Genomic DNA, 21,271 nt, shown 5'->3' with positions numbered 1-21,271 from the left:
GACTGGCTCCCGAAACCTCGAATCCTTCATCCATGGCCAGGCGACAGATTCGCCGTCAAACACCCAAGGTGGGAGCCCGGTGCCTGAATTGGGCACGCCGGGATCTGTGCGGGGGGTGTCCAGCAATGGGCATTCCTACCGCGATATTCACCTCGGGGACCAACGGCGCCTCTCATGAGATATGAGGATGGGCGCAGAGGCACGCGTTGCCTCCCAATGTTTCCCCCCAGCATGCCCGCATTTCGCCGGCAGCTAACGCGGAGTTCGGGGTTGGATGGGCCTATGATTCCAGCCCGGGGGAGCAGGCAGAACTCATGGCTTCGCCCGTTACCCTCTACACCTCAAAGCCCATCCATTACCGATTGCGCCTCGCCGCCGGAAAGATCGTCGCTATACGAGTCAAACCTACGGCAACCGTCGGCGAATGGCTGCCAATGCAAACTCGGCGGGGAAATTCGGTTTGTTCAGGATGAGGGCGTAAAGCGCCCGCCCTCGCTCGCCGCCTTTGGGCTAGCCCTGGGCTAAACTGGGTCATCGGCGACTTGGCACCTTGCGACGGCAGAGCACCCAAGTCATTGAATTTCAAGAGATATTGCCGACTACCATTATCAACCAGTCGAAACCGACGAGAAGAAGTTAATGCCGATAATTATTCTCGTAACTAGAGCCTCCTCGTACGCGGTAGGGGCCGAGATGCGCAATATAGCCGCCATGCAGGTCCGGCCCAACTACTGCGGTGGTGATCCTCGTTGCTGCTTGGCTGCCAAGATCGCGAGCTGATTGCTAGCGAGCACAGCATGCGGGCTGACGGGGGCTACAGGGCACGTTGGGGCTTGAGGCCTCGCTGTGCCTCGTCCCAGAATCAATCGCATCATCTCGTGACGTTGTCCGCGATCTGTCGAGCGAGCCCGACATGAACGATTGTCAGCTCTCAGCTGTGCGGAACCGCAACGTCCATGGTTGCGACCCACGTTTTCGCCGTCCGCTTGTAGCGCTGCACGAATGCGTTCCGCCTGCACTTCGGTACCCACATTCACGATGCCAGCCCCCGCGTCCGCGCGGATCTGCCGCCGCGGCAGCGCAAGCGTTCGTAATCGCGGCACTCGAGGGGGATGGGCAGGGGACTCGGACGACTGTCGAGCCAGACATTCACCTTTGCTGAGCAGGTGGCGCGATAGCGCGATGCGCCCACACGCATGGATAGCCCGAGATGCGAAACCGGCATGCTAATCGCATGCGGGGCTCGGAACGCCTCGGTCGCCGGGGTGGCGGTAGCCGGCTTGTGCCGCGGTGCACCGAATGGTTGGGGCGGCAGCGTGGTACCCAGTGTGCTAGTCCACAGCAGAGCGGGAAATGCAGGAGCATTCGCCCAACCGCTGCAGCGACACCGTAGCCTGGCCGAGCAACTGCGACGAGATAGAAGCCGGAAAGGTCGTCCTGCAGGAGCTATGAGATCGAGGGTGCCTGGCTTCTGGCTGTTATCGACGTGGCCGCCCGTTCTGCCAGCGACAGATCCGGCTAGACAATGCTCGAGCGCATTTGGCTGCCATCAGCCTCGATGTCGTGTGCGAGGCGTTGGGCTGCGCGGCGGATTTCGGTCCAGCGTACCTGCCCGATGATCGACCGTTTATCGAGCGCTTCTTCGGTACGGTCACCGCAATACTCTCGCGACGGCTCCCCGGGGTGATACGAGGAAAGGATGCGGCGCAGGTCATGCTGAAACGTCTGCGCGATCCGGCCGACTCGTTCAAGCGGCTTGCAGTGGATTACTCGGAAATCGAGAAGGCCGGCCTGTTCGCGGAAACGGCGATTCGCGCATATCGGCTGTCGCCGGACCTGGGGGGGGGGCCTTCAAGTATTCGTCATGCCCGATTGCGGATTGCCAGCCAGCCTGGGACGGAACGCTGCTGCGCTCGTCGAGGATCACCTGTCTTTAGGCTACGACAGTGCACTGTACGGTCATGGCCGCCCTCGAGTCCCTAATGCCGGTAGCGGATGGCGTCGATTACCAAAGTGAGGGCCCTCGAGGATTGCCTGCGGCTTGGATAGTAGGCATGCAGCCCCGGGAATGCCGGACACCAGTTCTCCATGACACTGAGCAAACGGCCTTCACGCACGTGCGGGCCTGCGAGATCCGCGGGAACGAAAGCCAGACCGCAGCCGCTCAGCGCTGCATGAAGCATTTGATATGCGCTATTGAACGTGACTTGCCCGCTGACTCGCGCTTCTATCTCGTCCTCGCCATTGCGGAGTTCCCATGCGTAGATGCCTCCCCCGGCCAACCGGAGCGTGATGCAATTGTGCTTCAGCAGGTCCTGTGGCGAGGATGGAACCGGCCGTTTGTCAAAATAGGCCGGAGCGCCGACGATCATCATGGGTACGTCCGGCGTCAGCCTGACGGCAATCATATCCTTCGCGACCTGGTCGCCAAAGCGCACGCCGATGTCGAAGCGCTCCGCGACGATGTCCAGCATGCGGTATTCGGAATTCATTTCCACGCGCAAGTCCGGGTACTTCGGCAAGATCTCCGCCACGCGCGGCCACAGAACGGTATCGATGACGTGGTCGATGGCGGTGATCCGGATAGTGCCGCTCGGCTTATCGCTAAGCTCGCTCACCGCCTGGATCTCGGCTTCGATTTCCGCCAGGCGGGGTCCCACGTTCTCGATCAGACGATCGCCTGCTTCGGTGGGGGAAACACTCCTCGTGGTCCGGGTCAGAAGCCGGACGCCCAGCCGGGTCTCGAGTCCGCGAACGGCGTGGCTCAGCGCCGACTGAGACATTCCTAGCTTAGCGGCGGCCCGGGTGAAGCTGCGCTCTCTTGCTACTGCCAGAAAAACCAGAATGTCACTAATGTTTTCTCGCGCCATGACTGGTTGCAGATTGGTCTTGAAGATTGCGAACGTTGATCTTAACGGATTTCTTCGGCCCATCAGGCTTGACCGGCAGACAACGACGCTTGATTGATCAATCGCGTTCATAGGGGCATGCGGATCTATCGAGCCCAGGAAGCCACGTTTGCTCCTATGATGAGCACTGCTGCGGAGCGCGGCGAGGCCGCGTCTCTGTCTTCTCTGGTATCCGGGCGATTGCAGGCGGATACGACTCCCATAAGAATATCCCTTGATGGCGCATCGGCCACATTCCATGTGGAGCGACGACGCTCGTCTTGGTTTTGTGATCAAGAAAATGACAACTTCCACCATGCCGCAGGCATCCGGCAAGCGCCAGATTCAAAGCGCGGTAGGATCCATGGCGCTTTGCGTGGCCATGCTGATTGCGTCGGAGTTCATGCCCGTCAGTCTCCTTACGCCGATTGCGCATGACTTGCATGCGACCCAGGGTATGGCGGGCCAGGCGATCTCGGTGTCCGGACTGTTCGCCGTTGTGGCCAGTCTGGGGATCGTACCCGTTTCGGGGCGCTTCGATCGGCGCTATCTGTTGATGGGGACGACGACCCTCATGTTGCTGTCACTGGCAATGATCTCCGTGGCACCAAGCTTTCCGATGCTGATGACAGCGCGCGCCCTGTTGGGGGTCGCGATCGGCGGCTTCTGGGCCTTGTCCACGGCCACGGTAACTCGGCTGGTTCCGGCAGACACGGTCCCCAAAGCGCTCGGCCTGATCTATATGGGTAATGCGGTGGCGACGGCCTTCGCTGCGCCAATTGGCGCCTACGTCGGCGGCATGCTGGGATGGCGCGCCGTTTTTGCCGGTCTCGTGCCGCTGGTGCTGGCAAATCTGGTTTGGCAGGCGAAGAGCCTGCCCGCCATGCCGCCGCGGGCGCCGATCCCGCTTGGCAGGCTCTTTGGACTCCTCAAGCGCCCCCATGTAGCAGTTGGCATGATCGCGGTAATGCTGACTTTTGCTGGCGCGTTTTCCACATTCACCTACATGCGACCGTTCCTGGAGGCGGAAATGGGCCTGGGTTCGGATGCGCTGTCATTGCTGCTCCTGGGCTTGGGCATGGCCGGATTCGTCGGCACTTACCTGGCAGGGGCATTGCTGCAGAAGAATCATCTGTATCGGCTGTTGCGGTGTTTGCCTGTCGCGCTGGCAATGCTGACGCTTGGACTAATGGAATTGGGTCACCTGTTCTGGGGAGCCGCCACCATGATGGTCGGCTGGGGTGCCTTGAATTCGGCAATACCCGTGTGCTGGTCTACCTGGCTGGCAAAGGAAATCAGCGATGAGCCAGAAAGCGGCGGCGGTCTGATGGTGGCAGCAATTCAACTCGCGATAATGATGGGCGGGGCATTTGGAGGCAGCTTGCTGGATCACCTCAATGTGTCCGGTCCGCTGATTGGCGGAGCGATCCTACTCGTCCTGTCGGCCCTCGTTGTCGGCAACGGTACGCGTCTCGCGACCGTGGCGCCCAGGCTGAATACGGTTCCGTGAGAGACCGGCTCGACGCGAGGGCGCTGGTGCCATGCTACGCAGCGGGCGGCGATACCGCTGGCCGTAAGGGTGGGCGCAGCGCGTTTGCCGACGGCGCGCGTTAGCTAGTATGCCTACACCGACGGTGCTCGCGGCGAGTTCGCGATCCAGGAGGCGCTCGATGGCAAGAACGTCGAGTGGATGGAGCACGTCACCGATGAGCAATATCTCTCAGGGCCGCCGCGCGGCGTGGCAAACGGCTGGGTTGCGTCGATTGAATTTCTATTCCACCGAGAACGGAGCCTTATGACCTACTTTCCGAGAATTGCCGCGTGCGTCGCCGCCATGCAGGCTGCGGTTGCCTGCGCCGCTGATCTGCAGGCGGCCACGCCAGCGGCCGCAACCGCCCAGCAGATCGCACGCGTCGGCAGCCAGCCTTCGGCGGCAGGACCTGCCAACTACTTTAGCGGCCAGGCTCGGATCGACCCCGTCTGGCCTGCCGACAAGAATATCAATGCCTCCGGCGGCCTGGTGACCTTTGAGCCCGGCGCGCGCTCGGCCTGGCATACCCACCCTGCCGGGCAGCGCCTGGTAGTGGTCACGGGCGTGGGATTCACGCAGGAATGGGGCAAGCCCATGCAGGAGATCCGCCCCGGCGACGTGGTCTGGTGTCCTCCCGGTGTCAAGCATTGGCACGGCGCCGCGCCAACCACAGCGATGACCCACCTGGCCGTCACAGGCACGGACGATGGAAAGAACGTCACCTGGATGGAGAAAGTCACCGATGAGCAGTACAACGCTCGCTGAACCCCAGATGAAACGCCGCCACGCCGGCGTGCTCGCCGTGGCCCTGAGTTTGGGGCTGGCCACGGCACCGAGCCACGCTGCCCCGAACGCGCAGGAGTCCCAAGAAATGACCCACACACAAAGCACCGCACCAAGTCCGTCTGATACCCTCACTGCGCGGCAGCAGGCCATTGCACCTATCGCCGCCTTCGGCGCAGCGGGTGATATCGCCAAGCTAAACGTGGCCTTGAATCAAGGATTGGACGTGGGGCTGACGGTAACTGATGCCAAGGAGATTCTGGTGCAGCTCTACGCTTACGCTGGTTTTCCGCGCAGCCTCAACGCGCTGGCCGAACTGATGAAGGTGATTGAGGTCCGCAAGCAGCGTGGTATGCAAGACGCGCCGGGCGCCGTGCCCAGCCGCGCCGTGCCCAAGGGCGACGCGTTGCTGGCGGCGGGGACGGCCAACCAGACCAAATTGTCGGGCGCGCCGGTAAAGGGGGCGCTGTTTGATTTCGCGCCTGCCATTGGCGAATATCTCAAGACCCACTTGTTCGGAGACATCTTCGAACGCGACAACCTTGATTGGCAAAGCCGCGAACTGGCCACCGTAGGCATGTTGTCGGCGCTGCCAGGGGCCGAGTCACAATTGCAGGCGCATATGCGCATCAGCATGAATGTTGGGCTCACGGCTGGCCAGTTGCGCCAGCTCACCCAGGTCCTGGCCGACCGCGTGGATGCAGGGACTGCCGGCCGCGCGCGCGAGGCGTTGGCGCGGCACCTGGACTCTGCGTCCGGGCCAAAGTGAACAGGAAAGCCACAAGGAAAAGGCGGCGATCCGATGGGCGGACCGTCGCCTTCCTGGTGCCACATTCCGTAACTAGGTTGAATAATTATCGGGCTGCAGATACGGCGCAGGAGCGCGAAACCTCTGGAGGCGCTAGGTAGAACGTGCCGCGAGCCTGCAAACCGGAAAACGAGAAGGCGGCAGGGAAGGACCGCGCCTTCCCAAATCCAGGTCAGGCCGCCTGGGACGCGGTAGCCTCGGGATTCGAGGGTTTCACGTCACGGAAGCGAGTGCCTGTCTCTGCAACTTCCTGGAGAAGCCTGGCGGGGCGCCAGCGTTTCCCATACAACGCGTGCCACTTCGAGACTTCCCGATAGATGACAGGGGCACCGATGGTATCGGCCCAGAACATCAGACCACCTCTGTGCCGTGGGAACCCGAATCCAAACAGCCACATGACGTCGATGTCGCTCGATCTGTAGGCTTTGCCATCCTCAAGGATCTTGCAGGCTTCGTTTACCGACGCGAAGAGTACACGATGAAGGATCTCTTCATCGGAGAACTGGCGCTGGACGATTCCGAACTCCTTCGCGATATCGGCAATAACCTGCTTAACTACATCGTCCACGATCGGGGTACGGTCGCCGTTCTCATACCGGTACCAGCCGGCTCCCGTCTTCTGCCCCTTTCTGCCCATCTCGACCAAGCGGTCAGGCACGTGAAGCTTCCTGAACTCAGGGTCTGCTGCAGCGCGGCGCTTTCGGCCTTCGTAACTCACATCAAGGCCGGAGATATCGTTGACGGCGAATGGACCCTTCGGATACCCGAACTGCTCCATTACGCTGTCGATTTGCTCCGGAGTCGCACCCTCCTCAAGCATGAGCATCATCTCAGCCATCATGGGGGCGCGGCTTCGATTGGCGACGAATCCATCGCAAGATCCAGCCACAGCACAAACCTTGCCGATGGCGCGGCCCATTTCCATCGTGCGTGCGATAGTCGCGGGGACCGTTCGCGGCCCCTTTACGACCTCGCACAGCTTCATGACGTTAGCGGGAGCGAAGAAGTGTGCCCCGGCAACCTCGCCCGGGCGAGAAGTAGCATCGGCGATCAGGTCAATATCGATTGCCGACGAATTTGTGAGCAAGAGCGCGCCAGGCTTGAGCGCAGCATCCAGGCGACGGAACACGTCTTGCTTGACGTCCAGACGTTCAAAGACCGCCTCAATCCCGACGTCGCAGTCGGAAATCGCGTTGTACTCCTGGACTCCTTCGATAAGGACCAGGCGCCGATCCATCTCAGGCTGCGTGAGACTGCCTCTCCTAACTTTTGTGGCATAGGTGTCGGTGATGCGCTTCAGTCCAAGTTCCAATGCCTCAGCGCTTGTCTCAAGAACTTTGACGGGAATGCCTGCATCTGCAAAACACATCGCGATGCCACCGCCCATGGTGCCGGCGCCAATGATGGCAGCCCGTCTAATCGGCGCCATGCTCGATGTGACTACGTCGGGCACCTTTCTGGCCTCGCGTTCGGCGAAGAATGCGTAACGCAAAGCCTTTGCTTCGGGGGAGTTCTCAAGCTCTGCGAAGGCTTGCTCTTCAACAGCCATTCCTTCATCAAAGCTGAGCCGCGCCGCGGCCTCGACACATTCAATCGCCTTGCTGGGGGCGGGCAGCAATCGACCTTTCTTTCCTTCCGAGTTTCTCGCATCGGCAACAATGGTTCCAAGGTCCTCTTCCCTAAACTCGACGTTTCGATCTCTGAGACGGGGCAGGGGACGTTCGGCGGAGATCGCCTTCGCAAAGTCTATTGCTGACCGGCGCAGATCTCCTTGTGGTACCAATGTGTCTACGACCCCGATTCGCTCAGCCTCTTCCGCGCTGATGGGGCGACCGCCAACAATCATTTGAAGTGCCTTCTTCGGCCCCACCAGGCGTGGAAGCCGCTGTGTGCCACCACCACCAGGGATGACTCCCAATGTGACTTCGGGCAAGCCGAGCTTTGCACCGGCTGTGGCCACGCGGTAGTGGCAAGCCAGGGCGTGCTCGAGCCCGCCGCCCAGCGCATAACCTTGTATTGCTGCAACGACGGGCTTGGCACTGCTATCAATGGCGGCCGTGCTGGTACGGGTTGAGACCGAACGAGCTTGACCGAACTGGCGAATGTCCGCTCCGGCGATGAAGTTCTTTCCTTCCCCGATAAGTACGATGGCTACGACACTGTCGTCACCATTCGCTCTCTCCAACGAGGCGATCATTCCTTCTCGCATACCGGGAGCGAGCGCATTGACCGGTGGGTTGTCGACAGAAATCACCGCGATTCCGTCTTCCACACCATAGTGCACCAATTCTGTCTGTGTCATTCAGGCCTCTCTACTGTGTACATCACCGGACCGTTCTCTGTGCCGCCGGTTCAGGATAGGTTCCGGTATCAGCGGTTCTCTCGCGGGTACTCGAGGACAAGTGCTTCCAGCCCTTCCGAACCTGCCCGGATCGCGAACTTCTCTTCAGTAGGCTGGACGACGACCATAGACCAGAGAGGCAACTCCTCCGATTCGTGGCGGAGGCTGCCGTTGGCAACAAAGAGGTAGTACCCGGCGGCGCGCTTTGGATCTGGGCCTTCGATCTGCATGTCTGCGCCCAATCGAACCACACGCGCTCGCATACCGTCATCCTCATCGTCAAACAGCGTATCCCATGCAGCCTCCGTACGCGCCTTGAGTACGGGAGCAGTGGAAAAACGGACGGGTTCCGAATGCAGATGCCGACGCTTGCTTGGTTGCAACTTATCGCGATAGCCCGGCTTGTCCAGATATACCGGCTCAGAGTTTCCGGTGTACATCCGCATGGCGACGAACGACAAGCCGTGAGGACCGGCGGTAATCGGGCCGTACGCAGTGTGATGATCCTTGAACTGCACCGTCAACGGCTCGATCGTTTGCCCGCGAGTACCAATTGTTCCCGATCCGGCGACGAAGAGTTGGAACATCGTAACGCCGTGAAAGTGAGGAACGATCGCTTCATTCGCGTCAAGCTCAGACATCGTCGCCTGGGGGCCAACGCCGTCCGAGTTCGACGAGCGCGGACCAAAGAAAACCGTGCCCCAATGCCTATTGCCGGTACCAGGGGACACGATAACGCTGCGCTGTGCAAGCGCGTCGCTGCCGCTACGGGTGTAGATCATCTGCAACTCTCCATGGGTAAAAGACAGATCGCGCTTCTGCGCTGGTCGGCAAATCGCAGACCGTGCAATCATCCTAGCACGAGTTTTACCGAATAGCACAGGTTCCGACTAGTGGAACAGTGCGACGAGCCGCTTCCGCCACTACAGGTTCCGAACATCGGAACGTATTCCGAAAATATTGACGTGGGTCGAGGGCGGGTCTACAGTTCGCTTCATGGCGCCACTGCTTTCGATGCGGCGTCCCCACTCGAGAACCTGCAGGGATGACCCAGGCGTCGCGGGTTACACCACCATCACTTTGGGAAGTCCTCTCCCCTTACCGTATGAGCAAATTCAAGTTTCTTTTTGAGCCGCGGTCGATCGCTGTTGTGGGCGTTTCGGATGACGCTAACCGCCCTGGCTCGCAGGTTGTGCGTGCCTTGGTCAAGAATGGGTACGCCGGAAAGATCTATCCCGTGAACCCGAAGTACGAAGTATTTGACGGGCACAAGTGCTTCGCATCGGTACTCGATGTCGAGGAGGATGTCGATCTCGTCGTTATTGGTGTCCCAGCGCAGGCGGCCGTGGCAGTGCTTGAAACTTGTGCGAAGAAACAAGTCAAGTTTGTGGTGATTCTCAGTGGCGGCTTCCGCGAGAGCGGACCCGAGGGGATCGCATTGGAACAGCGGATGCTGAAGATTGCGCGAGAAGCCGGGATCCGCATCCTGGGACCGAACTGCCTTGGCTTTGCCAACATCCACGACGGCGTGTATGCGGCGTTCGGCAGTATCACTCGCGAGCCGAAGCTGAAGAAGGGTGGCGTATCGCTTGTCACACAAAGTGGCGGATTCGGCTACAGCATCGCGCTAGGTTGCGCTGCAGCCGGAATCGGCTTCAGGCACGTTCTTGCAACTGGCAATGAGAGCGACATCGATACCGTTCAGCTGATTGACGCGTTGCTCGACGATGAGGAGACCCGTGTCATTGTTGCGTACATCGAAGGAACTCGCGATGGACGGGCCCTCCTCGAAGTTGGCCGACGCGCACTGTCGATGGGGAAGCCGATTCTCCTGTGGAAGGCGGGCATTACCGAGCAAGGTGCCAAGGCTGCAGCCTCGCATACAGCGAGCATGACCGGAAGCTACGACTTCTATAAGGCCCTGTTCGCCCAGAGCGGAATCATCGAGATCCGCGAAATTCACCAGGCGGTCGACTTCCTCAAAGCCTTGGAAGGCAACAAGACCCCCGAGGGTACCGGCGTTGCGGTGCTCGGCGTGTCCGGTGGGTCCGCCATTGTATTCGCGGACGCCGGTGAGCCCGATGGCGTGATGCTCTGCGAACTGACGGAGGAGACGCAATCCCGTCTGCAAACCGTGATCTCAAGCATCGGTGCTGTCCACAATCCCGTCGATCTGACCGCCGGCTACTTCTCGCCGGCCAATCGTGACAAATTGGAAACTGTGCTGCAGGCCGTTCTGGACGATTCGAATGTCGATGCGGTATGCGTCAACCTTGCGACGACGGGGAAAGCGGGCTGCCAGGCAGCAGCGGAAGTCATGGCACGCGTCGTCCAAACGACGAGTAAGCCATTGCTGGTGTTCTCGTCTGCACCCCGAGATCTGGTCGGTGACGCGTTCGCTGTGTTCGAGTCCGCGCGGATCCCTGTCTTCCCGTCGCCATCCCGTGCCGCACATGCCATGGCGATGTTGGCGAACTACCGCGCAGCGCAACGTCGACAGCAACATAAGCCTGAGACTTCTCCTGGAGCGCGGGCGGCAACTTCGTCGGTGGCCGAGGCGGATCTGGCATCTCTATCCGAGACCGATGCCAAGCGAATCCTTCGTCAGGCCGGAATTCCCGTCTCCAATGACGTCATTGTGCACAGCAGCGAGGAAGCAGACATCTTTGAAAAGATGCGAGCGCCTCTGGTCGTAAAGATAGTGTCCCCGGATATCGCCCACAAGACTGAGGTGGGCGGCGTAAAGATCGGCATTCGGACGCGTGAGGAACTCGCGACGGCGATCTCCTCCGTCTTGGAAAACGCAAAGCAGAAGGCACCGAATGCTCGCATTACCGGGGCGCTCGTTACCGAAATGATTCAGGGCGGCTTCGAGTTGATTGCCGGCGTTGTCAATGACCCGGTATTCGGCCCGGTCGTGGTCGTAGGGGCGGGCGGTATCTACGCCGAGTTGCTTGGCGATACCGCGTGTCGAATTGCGCCCTTCGACGTGGAGACGGGGCGCGAGATGATCAACAGTCTTAAGTGCCGGCGAATCCTGGCTGGTGCCCGCGGTGGCAAGCCTTTGGACACCGAGGCGGCCGCAAAAGCCCTGGCTGCCCTGTCGCAGTTCGCGTGGTCCAACCGCGAGCGCGTAGCGGAAGTTGATATCAACCCGCTGTTTGTACTTCCGGAGGGAGTTGTGGCTGCAGATGCTGTGATTATCCCTGTAACGCCGTCCGTTTCCGAATGACGGGCCAACGGTTTCTTGATGGGGAATGAGGATAAGACAATATGACTGAAGTACTGATGGAGACACAGTCGCTCCCCGTGACCTTCGTACCGAACGGACCCACCCTTGACGTGGGTTCCACGGAGCCGATACTCCAGGCAGCTATGCGGAATGGCTATCCACTTCCTCACAGTTGCAGAAACGGAATCTGTGGCTCGTGCAAGGCACGCATTGTGGCTGGCGAAGTAGACCATGGAGAATCGTCGGCATCTGCGTTGAGCGAAAAGGAGCGAGGGGATGGATATGCGCTGCTTTGCCAGGCAACGCCCAAGACGCCGGTGACAGTCGAATGTACGATACTGGAAGAGACCAAAGGCATTCCATTCGTTCGACTGCCATGCAGAGTCCACGAGCTGGAAAAATTGGCCGATGACGTCATGATGATTCGGCTGCGCTTGCCGGCAAACAAGACCCTGGAATTTCTGCCCGGCCAGTACATCAATATCGTCGCACCCGGCGGCATTCGCCGTAGCTTGTCGGTCGCCAGCGTTGATGCGGGCGATGGCGTTATCGAACTGCATCTTCGCAACTACGGCGGCCCGTTCAGCAAGCTCGTCTTTCAGAACATGAAGACCAACGACTTGCTACGTATCGAGGGCCCACAGGGAGCGTTCTTTATCCGGGAAAAGAGCGTCAAGCCGATTATCTTCGTAGCAAGTGGAACCGGTTTCGCGCCCGTCAAGGCGATGATCGAGAGCGAGGCGCGCAAGAAGCACGGCCGGAAGATGACGCTGTATTGGGGTGGACGGCGCCCGCAAGACCTCTATCTGGCGCAACTCGCTCAGGAATGGGTCACGAAATTTGGGCTGACATACGTTCCCGTTGTATCAGACGCTCAACCTGCGGACAACTGGAATGGGCGGACCGGTTTTGTGCACCAGGCTGTCATGGAGGACTTCCCTGATTTGTCGGGGCACCAAGTCTATGCGTGCGGGGCTCCGGTAGTCGTGCAATCGGCCCGTGATGACTTCACGGCGACTTGTCAGCTACCGACGGACGAGTTCTACGCAGACATCTTTGTACCTGGTGGGGTCAAGGGATCCTGACGGGCGCATACCAGAAACGGACGAGAGAGACACAATGGAAGCACGAGAGGAAAACCTCATCATCGAGCTCAAGGACGAGCAACTCGTCATTACCATCGACAGGGCGCAGAAGGCGAATGCCTTGACGGTGGCGATGATGCAGGCGATTGCCGGGACGATTCAGGAGAGTGCCAAGGATGCGTCAGTGAAATCCATCGTCCTCACGGGCAGCGGTGAGAAAGTCTTCTGCGCGGGCGTTGATGTCCGCGAACTGCCGCCGGATGGAGATATCGCGAAACAGAAGGAGCGGCGGTCGCTGGCTCTTGCCGCATTGCAGGACACTGTTCTGGATACAGGAATTCCAGTGATTTGCGCCCTGAACGGGATCGCCAGCGGAGCGGGTGCAATGGTTGCGCTGCTAGCCGATGCATGTGTCGCTGCGGACAGCGCTGCGCTGTCGCTTCCTGAGATTGACCTTGGAATTGCCACCTTTTCCGGGGCAAGCATGCTGGAAGCGATTGGCGGGCGGGCTCTGGCCAAAGACATGATCCAGAGCGGACGGCGCATGTCTGCAAATGAGGCTATTAGTCGAGGACTGATCAACACGGTGACCTCCGCTAATGAGCTTGTTGAGCGCGCCCTCAAGGAGGCCAGGAAGCTTGGTGAGCGTGATAGGGCGGCCTTCGCCAATAACAAGCGATGGCTCAATCGGAAGATCAAGGTAGCAATTGACGAAGCACGTGCCGAGCACGCCATGCATCGACAGGCTGCAGCGCGGTAATTGCCCAACGAGCTGCAAAAGACAATGCGCATATTGTGAGGACGGAAAGTGGCAGACCTTGAGATTGAAATCGTTGACCGCGTCTTGGTGGCGCGGCTCAACCGGCCAGAGAAGAAGAACGCGCTGAGCGAAGAGATGCTTGCACTATTGCGCGAAGCTCTCCGCGATGCGGACCATGATCCCGGCATTGGTTGCGTGGTGATTACAGGCGCTGGAGATGCGTTCTGTTCCGGCGGGGACCTTGGTCGCCGCTCTGCCGAGGCTGGAGACCCCACGCCGCTCGAGCGCAAGCAGCGACTTCAGAACGTGACGCACCAGGTCGCGTTGGCCATTGAGGACTTCGAGAAGCCCCTGATAGCGGCTATAAATGGAGCGGCCGTTGGCGCTGGCATGGATTTATCGCTCCAGTGCGACCTGCGATTCGCGGGAGCATCGGCTCGCTTCGCCGAAGCATACGTCCGCGTCGGGCTGTTGCCGGGGAATGGGGGTTGTTATCTATTGCCGCGGCTGGTTGGGCCTTCCAGGGCACTAGAGTTGCTTTGGACTGGAGACTTCGTGTCGGCCGAAGAGGCTCACCGCCTTGGGATCGTCAATCGCGTGTTTCCGGACGACAAGCTGTTTGATGAGACACTTGCGTTCGCAAGCAGGCTTGCCGATGGCCCGCCGATTCAACTCAGGGAGATCAAGAAGCTGATGTACCAAGGTCTCCGCACGGACTTCCGCACGAGTCTCGAATCCGTGTCTGCGCACATGGCCGTCATTCAGTCGACCCGGGATTACAAGGAGGCAATCCAAGCGTACAAGGAGAAACGGAAGCCCAAGTTCGAAGGCTTCTAGGAACTGCGCAAAGGAACCAGCCAATCCAAACGGAAGAGCACCCCTCAGACAATCTGATCTGAACGGCGACTCGAATAACGATACCCCGACAAAACCCGATTGGAGGAGACGCCATGACTAAACGATCCGCCCTCATTTACATCGCAGGTTTGGCTTGTGCATTCGGTGCGCTTTCGCAGGCGCAGGCCCAGCAACCTGACTATCCCAACAAGCCTATTCGCATGATTGTAGGCGTCGCCGCCGGCGGAGGCGCAGACTTCATTGCGAGAATCTTGGCGCAGGAGGTTGGAAAGAGCCTTGGCCAGCCTATCGTAGTGGAGAACCGACCTGGAGCTGGGGGTAACATTGCTGCCGAGTTTGTCGCAAGGTCCCCCGCGGACGGGTACACGTTGCTCATGGCAAACTCGAGTCACGCCATCAATGTGAATCTGTACCACAACCTCCGATTTGATGCGCTGAAAGACTTCGCTCCCATCTCCCAGGTAACCGCGAACTATTTCTTTCTGGCTGTCAACCCGGCAGTGCCAGTCAAATCGGTGGCAGAGCTGGTGGGCTATGCGAAGTCCAAGAACGGTGCAATGAGCTATGCATCGGCCGGGAACGGACAGGGTGCCCATCTTGGCATGGAGTTGTTCAAGAAGGTGGCACACATGGATGCGGTCCACGTGCCGTATAACGGAACGGCTCCGTCACTTGCCGCAGTTCTTGGTCACACGGTCGATGTTGCGTTGTTGACCCCACCAGCGACGCTGCCCAACGCCGCTGCGAAGAAGCTGCGCGTGATCGCGGTAACTGGTCCGCGGCGGTCCGCTTCACTTCCGGATGTGCCGACGATTGCGGAGTCGGGCTATCCTGGCTTTGAAGTTAACAACTGGCAGGGCCTGCTGGCTCCTGCGGGGACGCCTGCAGACATCATCGCAAAGTTAAATCAGGCAACAGTCAAGGCACTCAAACAGCCTGCAGTTGTGAAACAGTTAGAGACCGCCGGTACCGAGCCGGTGGGGTCCAGTCCGGAAGAGTTCAAGCGCTTCCTGGCCGCCGAGGTTTCGAAGTGGGGTAAGGTCATCGAGCAGTCTGGTGCCAAGGCCGACTGAGCGCCTGCAATCCGCCACCAGGCGAACAACATCTACACACTAGTTCTAACCATGATGGAAGCGTCACAGTCGCAATTGCAAAGTTCTCCTGCAAAGGTCGTAGGCTTCATTGGGCTGGGCGCCATGGGCGGGCCAATGGTGCTTCGCCTGCTTGACCAGGGATTCGCGGTCTACGTGCATGACCTGAACACGGAAGCGCTGGACGCCGCAGTTCAGGCTGGCGCTTTCCCGTGCGATGGAGCTGCGGAGGTCGCGAGTCGTGTGCAGCTTATTTTCACCTGCCTGCCATCGCTTCGTGCACTCGAAGCTGTCTTCTTCGGCGATCGGGGTGTGGTGCACGGTAAATCTGTTCGCGTAGTGGTCGACCTCTCCACGACTGGCCCAGAGTTTGCCCGGGAGGCCGCGCAGCGATTCGAACAGTCCGGAATTGCGCTTCTTGATGCACCCATTACGGGGAACGTTGTTACCGCTGGGAATGGCAAGCTCGGCATCATGTGTTCCGGCCCTGCAAAAGCCTTCTCGCTGGCGGAGGCCGCCATGCTACCGCTGGCAGGCTCTACTCTGCTGTATCTGGGGGAGAAGACCGGAAGGGCACAAACGCTGAAGCTTCTGAATAACCTTGTCTCGGCGTCTGGCATGGCTGCAACCTGCGAGGCATTCGTGCTGGGGGTCAAGGCGGGCCTGGATCCGGAAGCAATGCTTGATGTCATCAATTCAGGTGCTTCGAGCACGAACGCCAGTCGAAACAAGTTCAGGCGTGCAGTCCTCGGGCGATCCTTCGACTACGGGGCGCGGATGGCTATCACCGCCAAGGACATCACCCTCGCGGTCGAGGAAGCCGGAAACTTCGGTGTGCCAACCTGGGTATCGCGATCTGTGCAGCAGCTTTGGCGGTACGCGGTTTCCCAGGGCGGTGCAGAACGCGACGGTACGGCGCTGATCACCTATCTGGAGCCTTGGGCTGGCGTTACGGTGAAAGGGGCGGCAGAAAGCACTTCGCCGGTGAGTTCCGCAGGTTCAGAGGAACGGAAGGCGGTCTTCGGGAGCGTCGCCGTGGTTTGCTGCCCGGAGAATCTCGATACTTGGACGGCAAAGTTGAACGCAGCAGGATGGGGATTTGACGTAAGCGCCGGACCTCTGGAAATAGCGGGCACATCTGAATCAGACCGGAGCCTTGAAAGGCGCTCCTGCGTTGTCGTTGTGGCTCACGAAAATGACGTCGGGGGAACACTCTCGTCATTGCTGGTTGGCGGCTCCGAAAAGTGGTGTGTGCTAAATACGTGCATGGTGCCAAGGGAAGTGGCGGTAGAACTGGCCACACAGTTGACGAACGCCGGGCACTATTACCTGGATGCACCTATGGTGCCCGCCTGGGCTTCAGCCGCGGAAGCGGGTTGGAGGGCTGTAGTTGGCGGAGATGGGTCTGCCCTTATCCATATAACTCCCATGCTGGATGCGGTCGCCTCAAAGATTTGTCATTTTTCGAGCCGCGCAGGCGACGCTCAGCTGATGGTTGCTATTGACGAGGCTTTGTCAGCGACGCTTCTTGCAGTTGGTTGCGAATCTTACGTGACCGGCGCAAAAGCAGGGCTTGAGCCACTCACCATGGCAAAGATCCTCGGCATCGAAACGGGTCGGACAACGGCGAGTGCGACCATCATCCCCGAGCAGGTTGCAACCCGAAAGTTCGCGTACGGTAAGTCGATCGAGGGTGCGCATCGGATGCTCCGCTTTGTCTGCGACGAGGCTTCCAGCTTGGGCGTGACGCCGTGGGTGTTTGAGTCAACCAGACTGCTTTTCGGACTTGCGAATGCTCAACAGGCGTATGGCGACGATGTGAGTGAACTGATTCGATACTACGAGGGCTGGGCTGGCGTGGAAGTGCGCCAAGGACTCTCGGAAATCAAAACTGAGCAGACGCAAGGCTGACCAGGGTCGTGGCAGACTCGCTCCCTTGTGCTGACTAACAGCAACTCTCTCCGTTCTCCCTATCTCATGTCCTACGTACCGGAATTCCGCGGGAATATGCCCCGCTCACTCGATGAGCTCGCCGCTTGGGTTTCGCCGCTTCGTGAAGAAGCCATCGAGCCCGAGCTACCAATTATCGATCCGCATCATCATCTGTTTGACGACGAACGCGGGCGGTTTCTTGCCGATGAACTCCTGGCAGAGATCGAAGCGGGAACGAATATCGTTGGAACGGTCTTCGTTCAATACAAGTCCTCTTACCGTAAGGATGGCCCAGAGCCGCTGAAGCCTGTTGGTGAAGTCGAGTTTGCAACCAGGATTGGTGAGGAATGTGAAATGCTTGGCGGGAAGCTAGCCAAGTTTTGCAGTGGCATTGTCGCTCATGCCGACCTCATGCTTGGTGACGAGGTCGAGCAGGTACTTCAGGCCATGGCCGTTGCGGGCAAGGGAAGGCTGAAGGGGATTCGACACGGCGCGACCTGGGATGCCGGCGCTGCGGGGTATGGTCGCAGCTTTGCCCCGCGCCATGTGATGCGAGAGGCGCGGTTCCAAGATGGTTTCGCACAGTTGTCTCGCTACGGACTCGCGTTTGATGCTTGGCTTTTCTATCATCAACTGGATGATCTCGTCATGTTGCTGGAGCGTCATTCGGAAGTCAGTGTGGTGCTCGACCACTGCGGCGGCATTCTTGGCTTGCCGCCTCATCTCGACCGGACGGCGGTATTCCGGGAGTGGCGTGCGAAGCTTCAGCGCCTGGCCCAGTTTCCCAACGTGACGGTAAAGGTTGGTGGATTGGGCATGCTCTATACAGGGTGGGACTTTCATGTGCGCCACGCGCCACCTACGTCATTGGAGCTGGCTGGCGCGTGGAAGCCCTATGTTCTCGAGTGCATTGAGACATTCAGTCCGGGCCGTTGTATGTTTGAGAGCAATTTCCCGGTCGATAAACAGAGCTGCAGCTACACCTCCCTCTGGAACGCATTCAAGCGGATCGTCCAGGGTTGTTCCGCCGCCGAGAAGCGTGCCCTGTTTCACGACAACGCGTTTCGCGTGTATGGACTCGGAAGCGGACACCCCGAGCACGCATGCTAGCGGGGGTGGCGCCTGCCGCTACTTGCCCGGTGTGCGCTGGTGTACCATGTCGGCATTCATGTTTCTGACGGGATAGTTTCCTTATGATGCGTTCGGTGCAGCGTATTCTCGCCGTTTTTGAAAGTTTCTCGGCCGACCGGAGCAGCCTGTCGTTGCAGGAGATCGCCGACCGCATAGAGTTGCCCAAGTCGACGACGTTTCGCATCGTACAGAGCCTCGAACAGGCCGGCTATCTGGTACGACTCGAGGACCAGGAATATTGCCTCTCTTTCCGTTTCACGCAACTCGCTGGCTTGGTTAAGAGCACGTTGGGGATAAGGGAAATCGCGCGCCCGGTCTTGGTTGAGCTTGCTGAAAAGACGAAAGAGACGGTGTCAATTCATACGGTGAACGGTCAGAACCGCGTCTGCATCGACGCGGTATCAACGGGGGCGTCGCCTTTGCGTGCAGTTGTGCAGGCGGGGGAGCAGGTTCCCTTGCTCGCGGGATCGGCATCCAGGGTCTTAATGGCTTATATGGATAAGTCGGAGCTCAACCCAATTGTTACCTCGGCTGCGCGGGCACTGAAGAAAACGAAGGCAGAACTTTTGTCAGAGTTGGAAGACGTCCGGGAACACGGCTTCTCTGTCTCTCATGGCGAAAGGCTGCTTGGTATTTCTGCTGTATCGGCGCCGATTAAAGATGTGAACGATCAGGTGCTCTATTGCATCTCCGTCGGTGCCCCGACGGTACGGATGCAAATGCATGAGAAGGAGTTCACGAAGCTGGTGATCTCCGCTGCGGCAACCATTTCTCGCCAGTTTGGCGGACGCGCCTGAAAGGTCTGGCGCATAGGTACGCGCCAGACCTTCCACCTAGTACAACGAGCCTACCATCCCGCCTTCGACCGGAACTGTGGCGCCGTTGATGAATCCCGCTTGCACCGACGCGAGGAACGTCACAACGGAAGAAATTTCCTCTTGCGTCCCCAGCCTGCCAAGTGGTGTCAGTCGCTTGCGGGCCTCGGTTTGTGATGCGCTATAAGCCGAGACTGCATTTCGATGCGACGTGTCAATTAGCGCCGGCGCAACACAGTTCACAGTGATACCGTGCTGCCCGACCTCGTTTGCCAGGTGCTTCATGTAGGCGGTGACACCTGCGCGAAACACGGTGGACAGACTGTGATGGGGCATCGGCTGCTTCACAGAAGCTGACGTTACGGCAACCAGGCGCCCCCAGCCACGCTGAGTCATTCCAGGCAGTACAGCCGAAACTACCTGAATGACGCTTAGCAATTGGTTCTCATAAGCCTCATGCCAGCGAAGCGGATCGTTCTCGTCAATGGTTGTGCGGATGGGGTTCGGAGGCCGGGCAGTGTTCAGGACGACGATGTCTGTGCCTCCCATTTCCTTTTGAAGCGTTGACGCCAGACGTGCGACGTCTTCCGTGGACGTCATGTCTCCAACAATGGGTACCGCCTGGACGCCGTAGGTGCGCTCAATTTCCTTGGCCACCTCGCCCAATTTATCCGCCGAGCGGGCGAACAATGCGATATTCGCGCCCTCGGCCGCGAGAGCGTGGGCAATGTTCCGGCCCATGCCACCGCTGGATGCGGTTACGAGGGCTGTCTTGCTTTTGATTCCTAGGTCCATATCTCACTCGCATCCGTTCGGAACAATGCTTACTCGGTGACAATGACTTCGTCACCGCTCACGGTGAAACGATGCGGCATATCTTCCGACACCCACTCCATGTAGCCAACAATCTCGTCGAAGCGCTTGTCGTCGCGACGCAGTACTTGAGGGCGATAGCGATCGTCAAACGTCATTGGCAAGAATGACACCTGCAGAATGCCATGTTTGGACACTTTCGCCTTGGCCAGCAGCCCCTTCGTGCAATCGCGACCATAGGGCATGAGCGGGTACGCCGGGTCGAGGTCCGTGTGATTTCGTACGGCACCGTGAGCCCAGGCCGGTTCGCTTGTCCACGAAGGTGCCGCAAACGACTTCGTCATGGCGAAAACACCCAGGCTATAGAAGATAGCCTTGCCTCGGTAGACCTCGATGGCCTTGGGAAGGTGTGGCGCGTGTCCCACCACCAAGTCTGCACCAGCGTCGATTGCTGCATGGGCGACAGCGACCTGATAGTCGGCAACAACGCGCGGCAAGCGAATGACGCCAGAATGAAATGCGAGAACGACGATGTCAACTCGCGAGCGCAGCGCCCTGATGTCGTCGAGCAGCAGCGCTAGATCGCCTTCATCGGGCTTCGTGCGAATTCTGACTGGTTGATGCGGGCCGCGGGTGTCGTATGTCGTATGGATGCGAATATTGACCACCCCCGGCTTATCCGGACCAGCATCGCTTCCTACCGCTGCGACGGACGTATAGCCAAGGTATCCAACCCTTACGCCATTCTTCTCAACGATCGCTGCCTCGCGTGCTTCTGCCAGATTGCGTCCCGCACCGGTCACTTGTACGCCGTGGGAGTTCAGAAGCTCGCGTGTATCAACCAATGCCTGAGGACCCGCGTCGTAACTGTGATTGTTGCCCATCGTCACGGCATCGAACAGCCCATCGGTAAAGATCCTGGCCATCTCCGCTGGTTGGCAAACCTGAGGTGCATGATCGGATTTGACGCCTTTGCTCGAGTAAGTACGCATGCAATTCACAAATCGCATGTCGGCATCCTGAAGCACTGGCTTCACTAGCTCCGTGTACCCTTCGATAGGGTAGCCTTCCGCGGCTCCATGGGTGGGGCCACAGTCTCCGGCAATCAAAATGGTTGAAATATTGGACACAATGTCTCCTTCCATATTGCTCTTCTCTTCCACCGATCTGATGTGCGGCTCGCAAGGCCGATAGTTTCATTCC

General features: G+C 59.2%; 16 protein-coding genes and 1 pseudogene. 12 read left to right on the top strand and 5 right to left on the bottom strand.

Annotated features, from left to right (window positions below):
- Positions 1-1,979: 1,979 nt before the first annotated feature.
- The gene (locus tag AC1DKV_RS26245) at positions 1,980-2,870 is read right to left on the bottom strand and encodes a LysR family transcriptional regulator (protein WP_441620807.1); all 891 of its coding nucleotides are present in this window, start codon (positions 2,868-2,870) and stop codon (positions 1,980-1,982) included.
- Positions 2,871-3,147: 277 nt separating this feature from the next.
- Between AC1DKV_RS26245 and AC1DKV_RS26240 the strand changes: the two genes are divergently transcribed.
- From AC1DKV_RS26240 to AC1DKV_RS26225, 4 genes and pseudogenes are all read left to right on the top strand, one after another.
- On the top strand, positions 3,148-4,398 hold the full coding sequence (locus AC1DKV_RS26240) for an MFS transporter (RefSeq protein WP_441620797.1): 1,251 nt from the start codon (positions 3,148-3,150) through the stop codon (positions 4,396-4,398).
- Between the two features lie 126 nt (positions 4,399-4,524).
- Positions 4,525-4,617 (top strand): annotated as a pseudogene (locus AC1DKV_RS26235) ((R)-mandelonitrile lyase); the annotation flags it as partial.
- Positions 4,618-4,683: 66 nt separating this feature from the next.
- On the top strand, positions 4,684-5,184 hold the full coding sequence (locus tag AC1DKV_RS26230; RefSeq protein WP_441620805.1) for a (R)-mandelonitrile lyase: 501 nt from the start codon (positions 4,684-4,686) through the stop codon (positions 5,182-5,184).
- On the top strand, positions 5,162-5,971 hold the full coding sequence (locus AC1DKV_RS26225; protein ID WP_441620795.1) for a carboxymuconolactone decarboxylase family protein: 810 nt from the start codon (positions 5,162-5,164) through the stop codon (positions 5,969-5,971). Before AC1DKV_RS26230 ends, AC1DKV_RS26225 begins: the two co-directional genes overlap by 23 nt.
- Before the next feature lie 211 nt (positions 5,972-6,182).
- Here AC1DKV_RS26225 and AC1DKV_RS26220 read toward each other — a convergent pair whose 3' ends face one another.
- Together AC1DKV_RS26220 and AC1DKV_RS26215 are read right to left on the bottom strand one after the other, a co-directional pair.
- Positions 6,183-8,312, bottom strand: a complete 2,130-nt coding sequence (locus AC1DKV_RS26220) for a 3-hydroxyacyl-CoA dehydrogenase NAD-binding domain-containing protein (protein WP_441620793.1) — start codon at positions 8,310-8,312, stop codon at positions 6,183-6,185.
- A gap of 68 nt (positions 8,313-8,380) precedes the next feature.
- The gene (locus AC1DKV_RS26215; protein WP_441620791.1) at positions 8,381-9,133 is read right to left on the bottom strand and encodes a hypothetical protein; all 753 of its coding nucleotides are present in this window, start codon (positions 9,131-9,133) and stop codon (positions 8,381-8,383) included.
- A 323-nt stretch (positions 9,134-9,456) separates the two neighbouring features.
- On the opposite strand from AC1DKV_RS26215, the gene AC1DKV_RS26210 reads away from it, so the two are divergent.
- From AC1DKV_RS26210 to AC1DKV_RS26175, 8 genes are all read left to right on the top strand, one after another.
- Positions 9,457-11,583 carry an acetate--CoA ligase family protein gene (locus AC1DKV_RS26210; RefSeq protein WP_441620789.1) on the top strand — a complete coding sequence of 709 codons (2,127 nt, stop codon included), beginning with the start codon at positions 9,457-9,459 and terminating at the stop codon, positions 11,581-11,583.
- 41 nt (positions 11,584-11,624) lie between these two features.
- Positions 11,625-12,668 (top strand): CDP-6-deoxy-delta-3,4-glucoseen reductase, encoded by a 1,044-nt coding sequence (locus AC1DKV_RS26205; protein WP_441620787.1) that lies wholly within the window; start codon positions 11,625-11,627, stop codon positions 12,666-12,668.
- Positions 12,669-12,702: 34 nt separating this feature from the next.
- Complete coding sequence (locus tag AC1DKV_RS26200) at positions 12,703-13,428, top strand: enoyl-CoA hydratase/isomerase family protein (protein WP_441620785.1); 726 nt, start codon at positions 12,703-12,705, stop codon at positions 13,426-13,428.
- A 48-nt stretch (positions 13,429-13,476) separates the two neighbouring features.
- Positions 13,477-14,265 (top strand): enoyl-CoA hydratase/isomerase family protein, encoded by a 789-nt coding sequence (locus tag AC1DKV_RS26195; protein ID WP_441620783.1) that lies wholly within the window; start codon positions 13,477-13,479, stop codon positions 14,263-14,265.
- Between the two features lie 113 nt (positions 14,266-14,378).
- Complete coding sequence (locus AC1DKV_RS26190) at positions 14,379-15,359, top strand: Bug family tripartite tricarboxylate transporter substrate binding protein (protein WP_441620781.1); 981 nt, start codon at positions 14,379-14,381, stop codon at positions 15,357-15,359.
- A gap of 51 nt (positions 15,360-15,410) precedes the next feature.
- Entirely contained in the window at positions 15,411-17,288 is a 1,878-nt protein-coding gene (locus AC1DKV_RS26185; protein ID WP_441620780.1) for an NAD-binding protein, read from the top strand.
- A 96-nt stretch (positions 17,289-17,384) separates the two neighbouring features.
- A complete protein-coding gene (locus AC1DKV_RS26180; protein ID WP_441649920.1) occupies positions 17,385-18,419 on the top strand; it encodes an amidohydrolase family protein in 1,035 nt (344 codons plus the stop codon).
- Positions 18,420-18,502: 83 nt separating this feature from the next.
- Positions 18,503-19,237 (top strand): IclR family transcriptional regulator, encoded by a 735-nt coding sequence (locus tag AC1DKV_RS26175; RefSeq protein WP_441620776.1) that lies wholly within the window; start codon positions 18,503-18,505, stop codon positions 19,235-19,237.
- A 36-nt stretch (positions 19,238-19,273) separates the two neighbouring features.
- Here AC1DKV_RS26175 and AC1DKV_RS26170 read toward each other — a convergent pair whose 3' ends face one another.
- On the bottom strand, positions 19,274-20,050 hold the full coding sequence (locus tag AC1DKV_RS26170) for an SDR family oxidoreductase (RefSeq protein WP_441620774.1): 777 nt from the start codon (positions 20,048-20,050) through the stop codon (positions 19,274-19,276).
- A gap of 29 nt (positions 20,051-20,079) precedes the next feature.
- On the bottom strand, positions 20,080-21,213 hold the full coding sequence (locus AC1DKV_RS26165) for a CapA family protein (protein WP_441620772.1): 1,134 nt from the start codon (positions 21,211-21,213) through the stop codon (positions 20,080-20,082).
- Positions 21,214-21,271: the final 58 nt, after the last annotated feature.

It is taken from the genome of Cupriavidus sp. 05T41 (genome assembly GCF_056396525.1).
This window is presented reverse-complemented; position numbering and strand designations above follow the sequence as displayed.

Coding starts and splice junctions, on each gene's coding strand:
- AC1DKV_RS26165 (WP_441620772.1), bottom strand. CDS start 21,213: ATGGAAGGAGACATTGTGTCCAATATTTCAACCATTTTGATTGCCGGA.
- AC1DKV_RS26210 (WP_441620789.1), top strand. CDS start 9,457: ATGAGCAAATTCAAGTTTCTTTTTGAGCCGCGGTCGATCGCTGTTGTG.
- AC1DKV_RS26180 (WP_441649920.1), top strand. CDS start 17,385: ATGCCCCGCTCACTCGATGAGCTCGCCGCTTGGGTTTCGCCGCTTCGT.
- AC1DKV_RS26215 (WP_441620791.1), bottom strand. CDS start 9,133: ATGATCTACACCCGTAGCGGCAGCGACGCGCTTGCACAGCGCAGCGTT.
- AC1DKV_RS26200 (WP_441620785.1), top strand. CDS start 12,703: ATGGAAGCACGAGAGGAAAACCTCATCATCGAGCTCAAGGACGAGCAA.
- AC1DKV_RS26245 (WP_441620807.1), bottom strand. CDS start 2,870: ATGGCGCGAGAAAACATTAGTGACATTCTGGTTTTTCTGGCAGTAGCA.
- AC1DKV_RS26175 (WP_441620776.1), top strand. CDS start 18,503: ATGATGCGTTCGGTGCAGCGTATTCTCGCCGTTTTTGAAAGTTTCTCG.
- AC1DKV_RS26185 (WP_441620780.1), top strand. CDS start 15,411: ATGATGGAAGCGTCACAGTCGCAATTGCAAAGTTCTCCTGCAAAGGTC.
- AC1DKV_RS26220 (WP_441620793.1), bottom strand. CDS start 8,312: ATGACACAGACAGAATTGGTGCACTATGGTGTGGAAGACGGAATCGCG.
- AC1DKV_RS26170 (WP_441620774.1), bottom strand. CDS start 20,050: ATGGACCTAGGAATCAAAAGCAAGACAGCCCTCGTAACCGCATCCAGC.
- AC1DKV_RS26205 (WP_441620787.1), top strand. CDS start 11,625: ATGACTGAAGTACTGATGGAGACACAGTCGCTCCCCGTGACCTTCGTA.
- AC1DKV_RS26240 (WP_441620797.1), top strand. CDS start 3,148: ATGTGGAGCGACGACGCTCGTCTTGGTTTTGTGATCAAGAAAATGACA.
- AC1DKV_RS26230 (WP_441620805.1), top strand. CDS start 4,684: ATGACCTACTTTCCGAGAATTGCCGCGTGCGTCGCCGCCATGCAGGCT.
- AC1DKV_RS26190 (WP_441620781.1), top strand. CDS start 14,379: ATGACTAAACGATCCGCCCTCATTTACATCGCAGGTTTGGCTTGTGCA.
- AC1DKV_RS26225 (WP_441620795.1), top strand. CDS start 5,162: ATGAGCAGTACAACGCTCGCTGAACCCCAGATGAAACGCCGCCACGCC.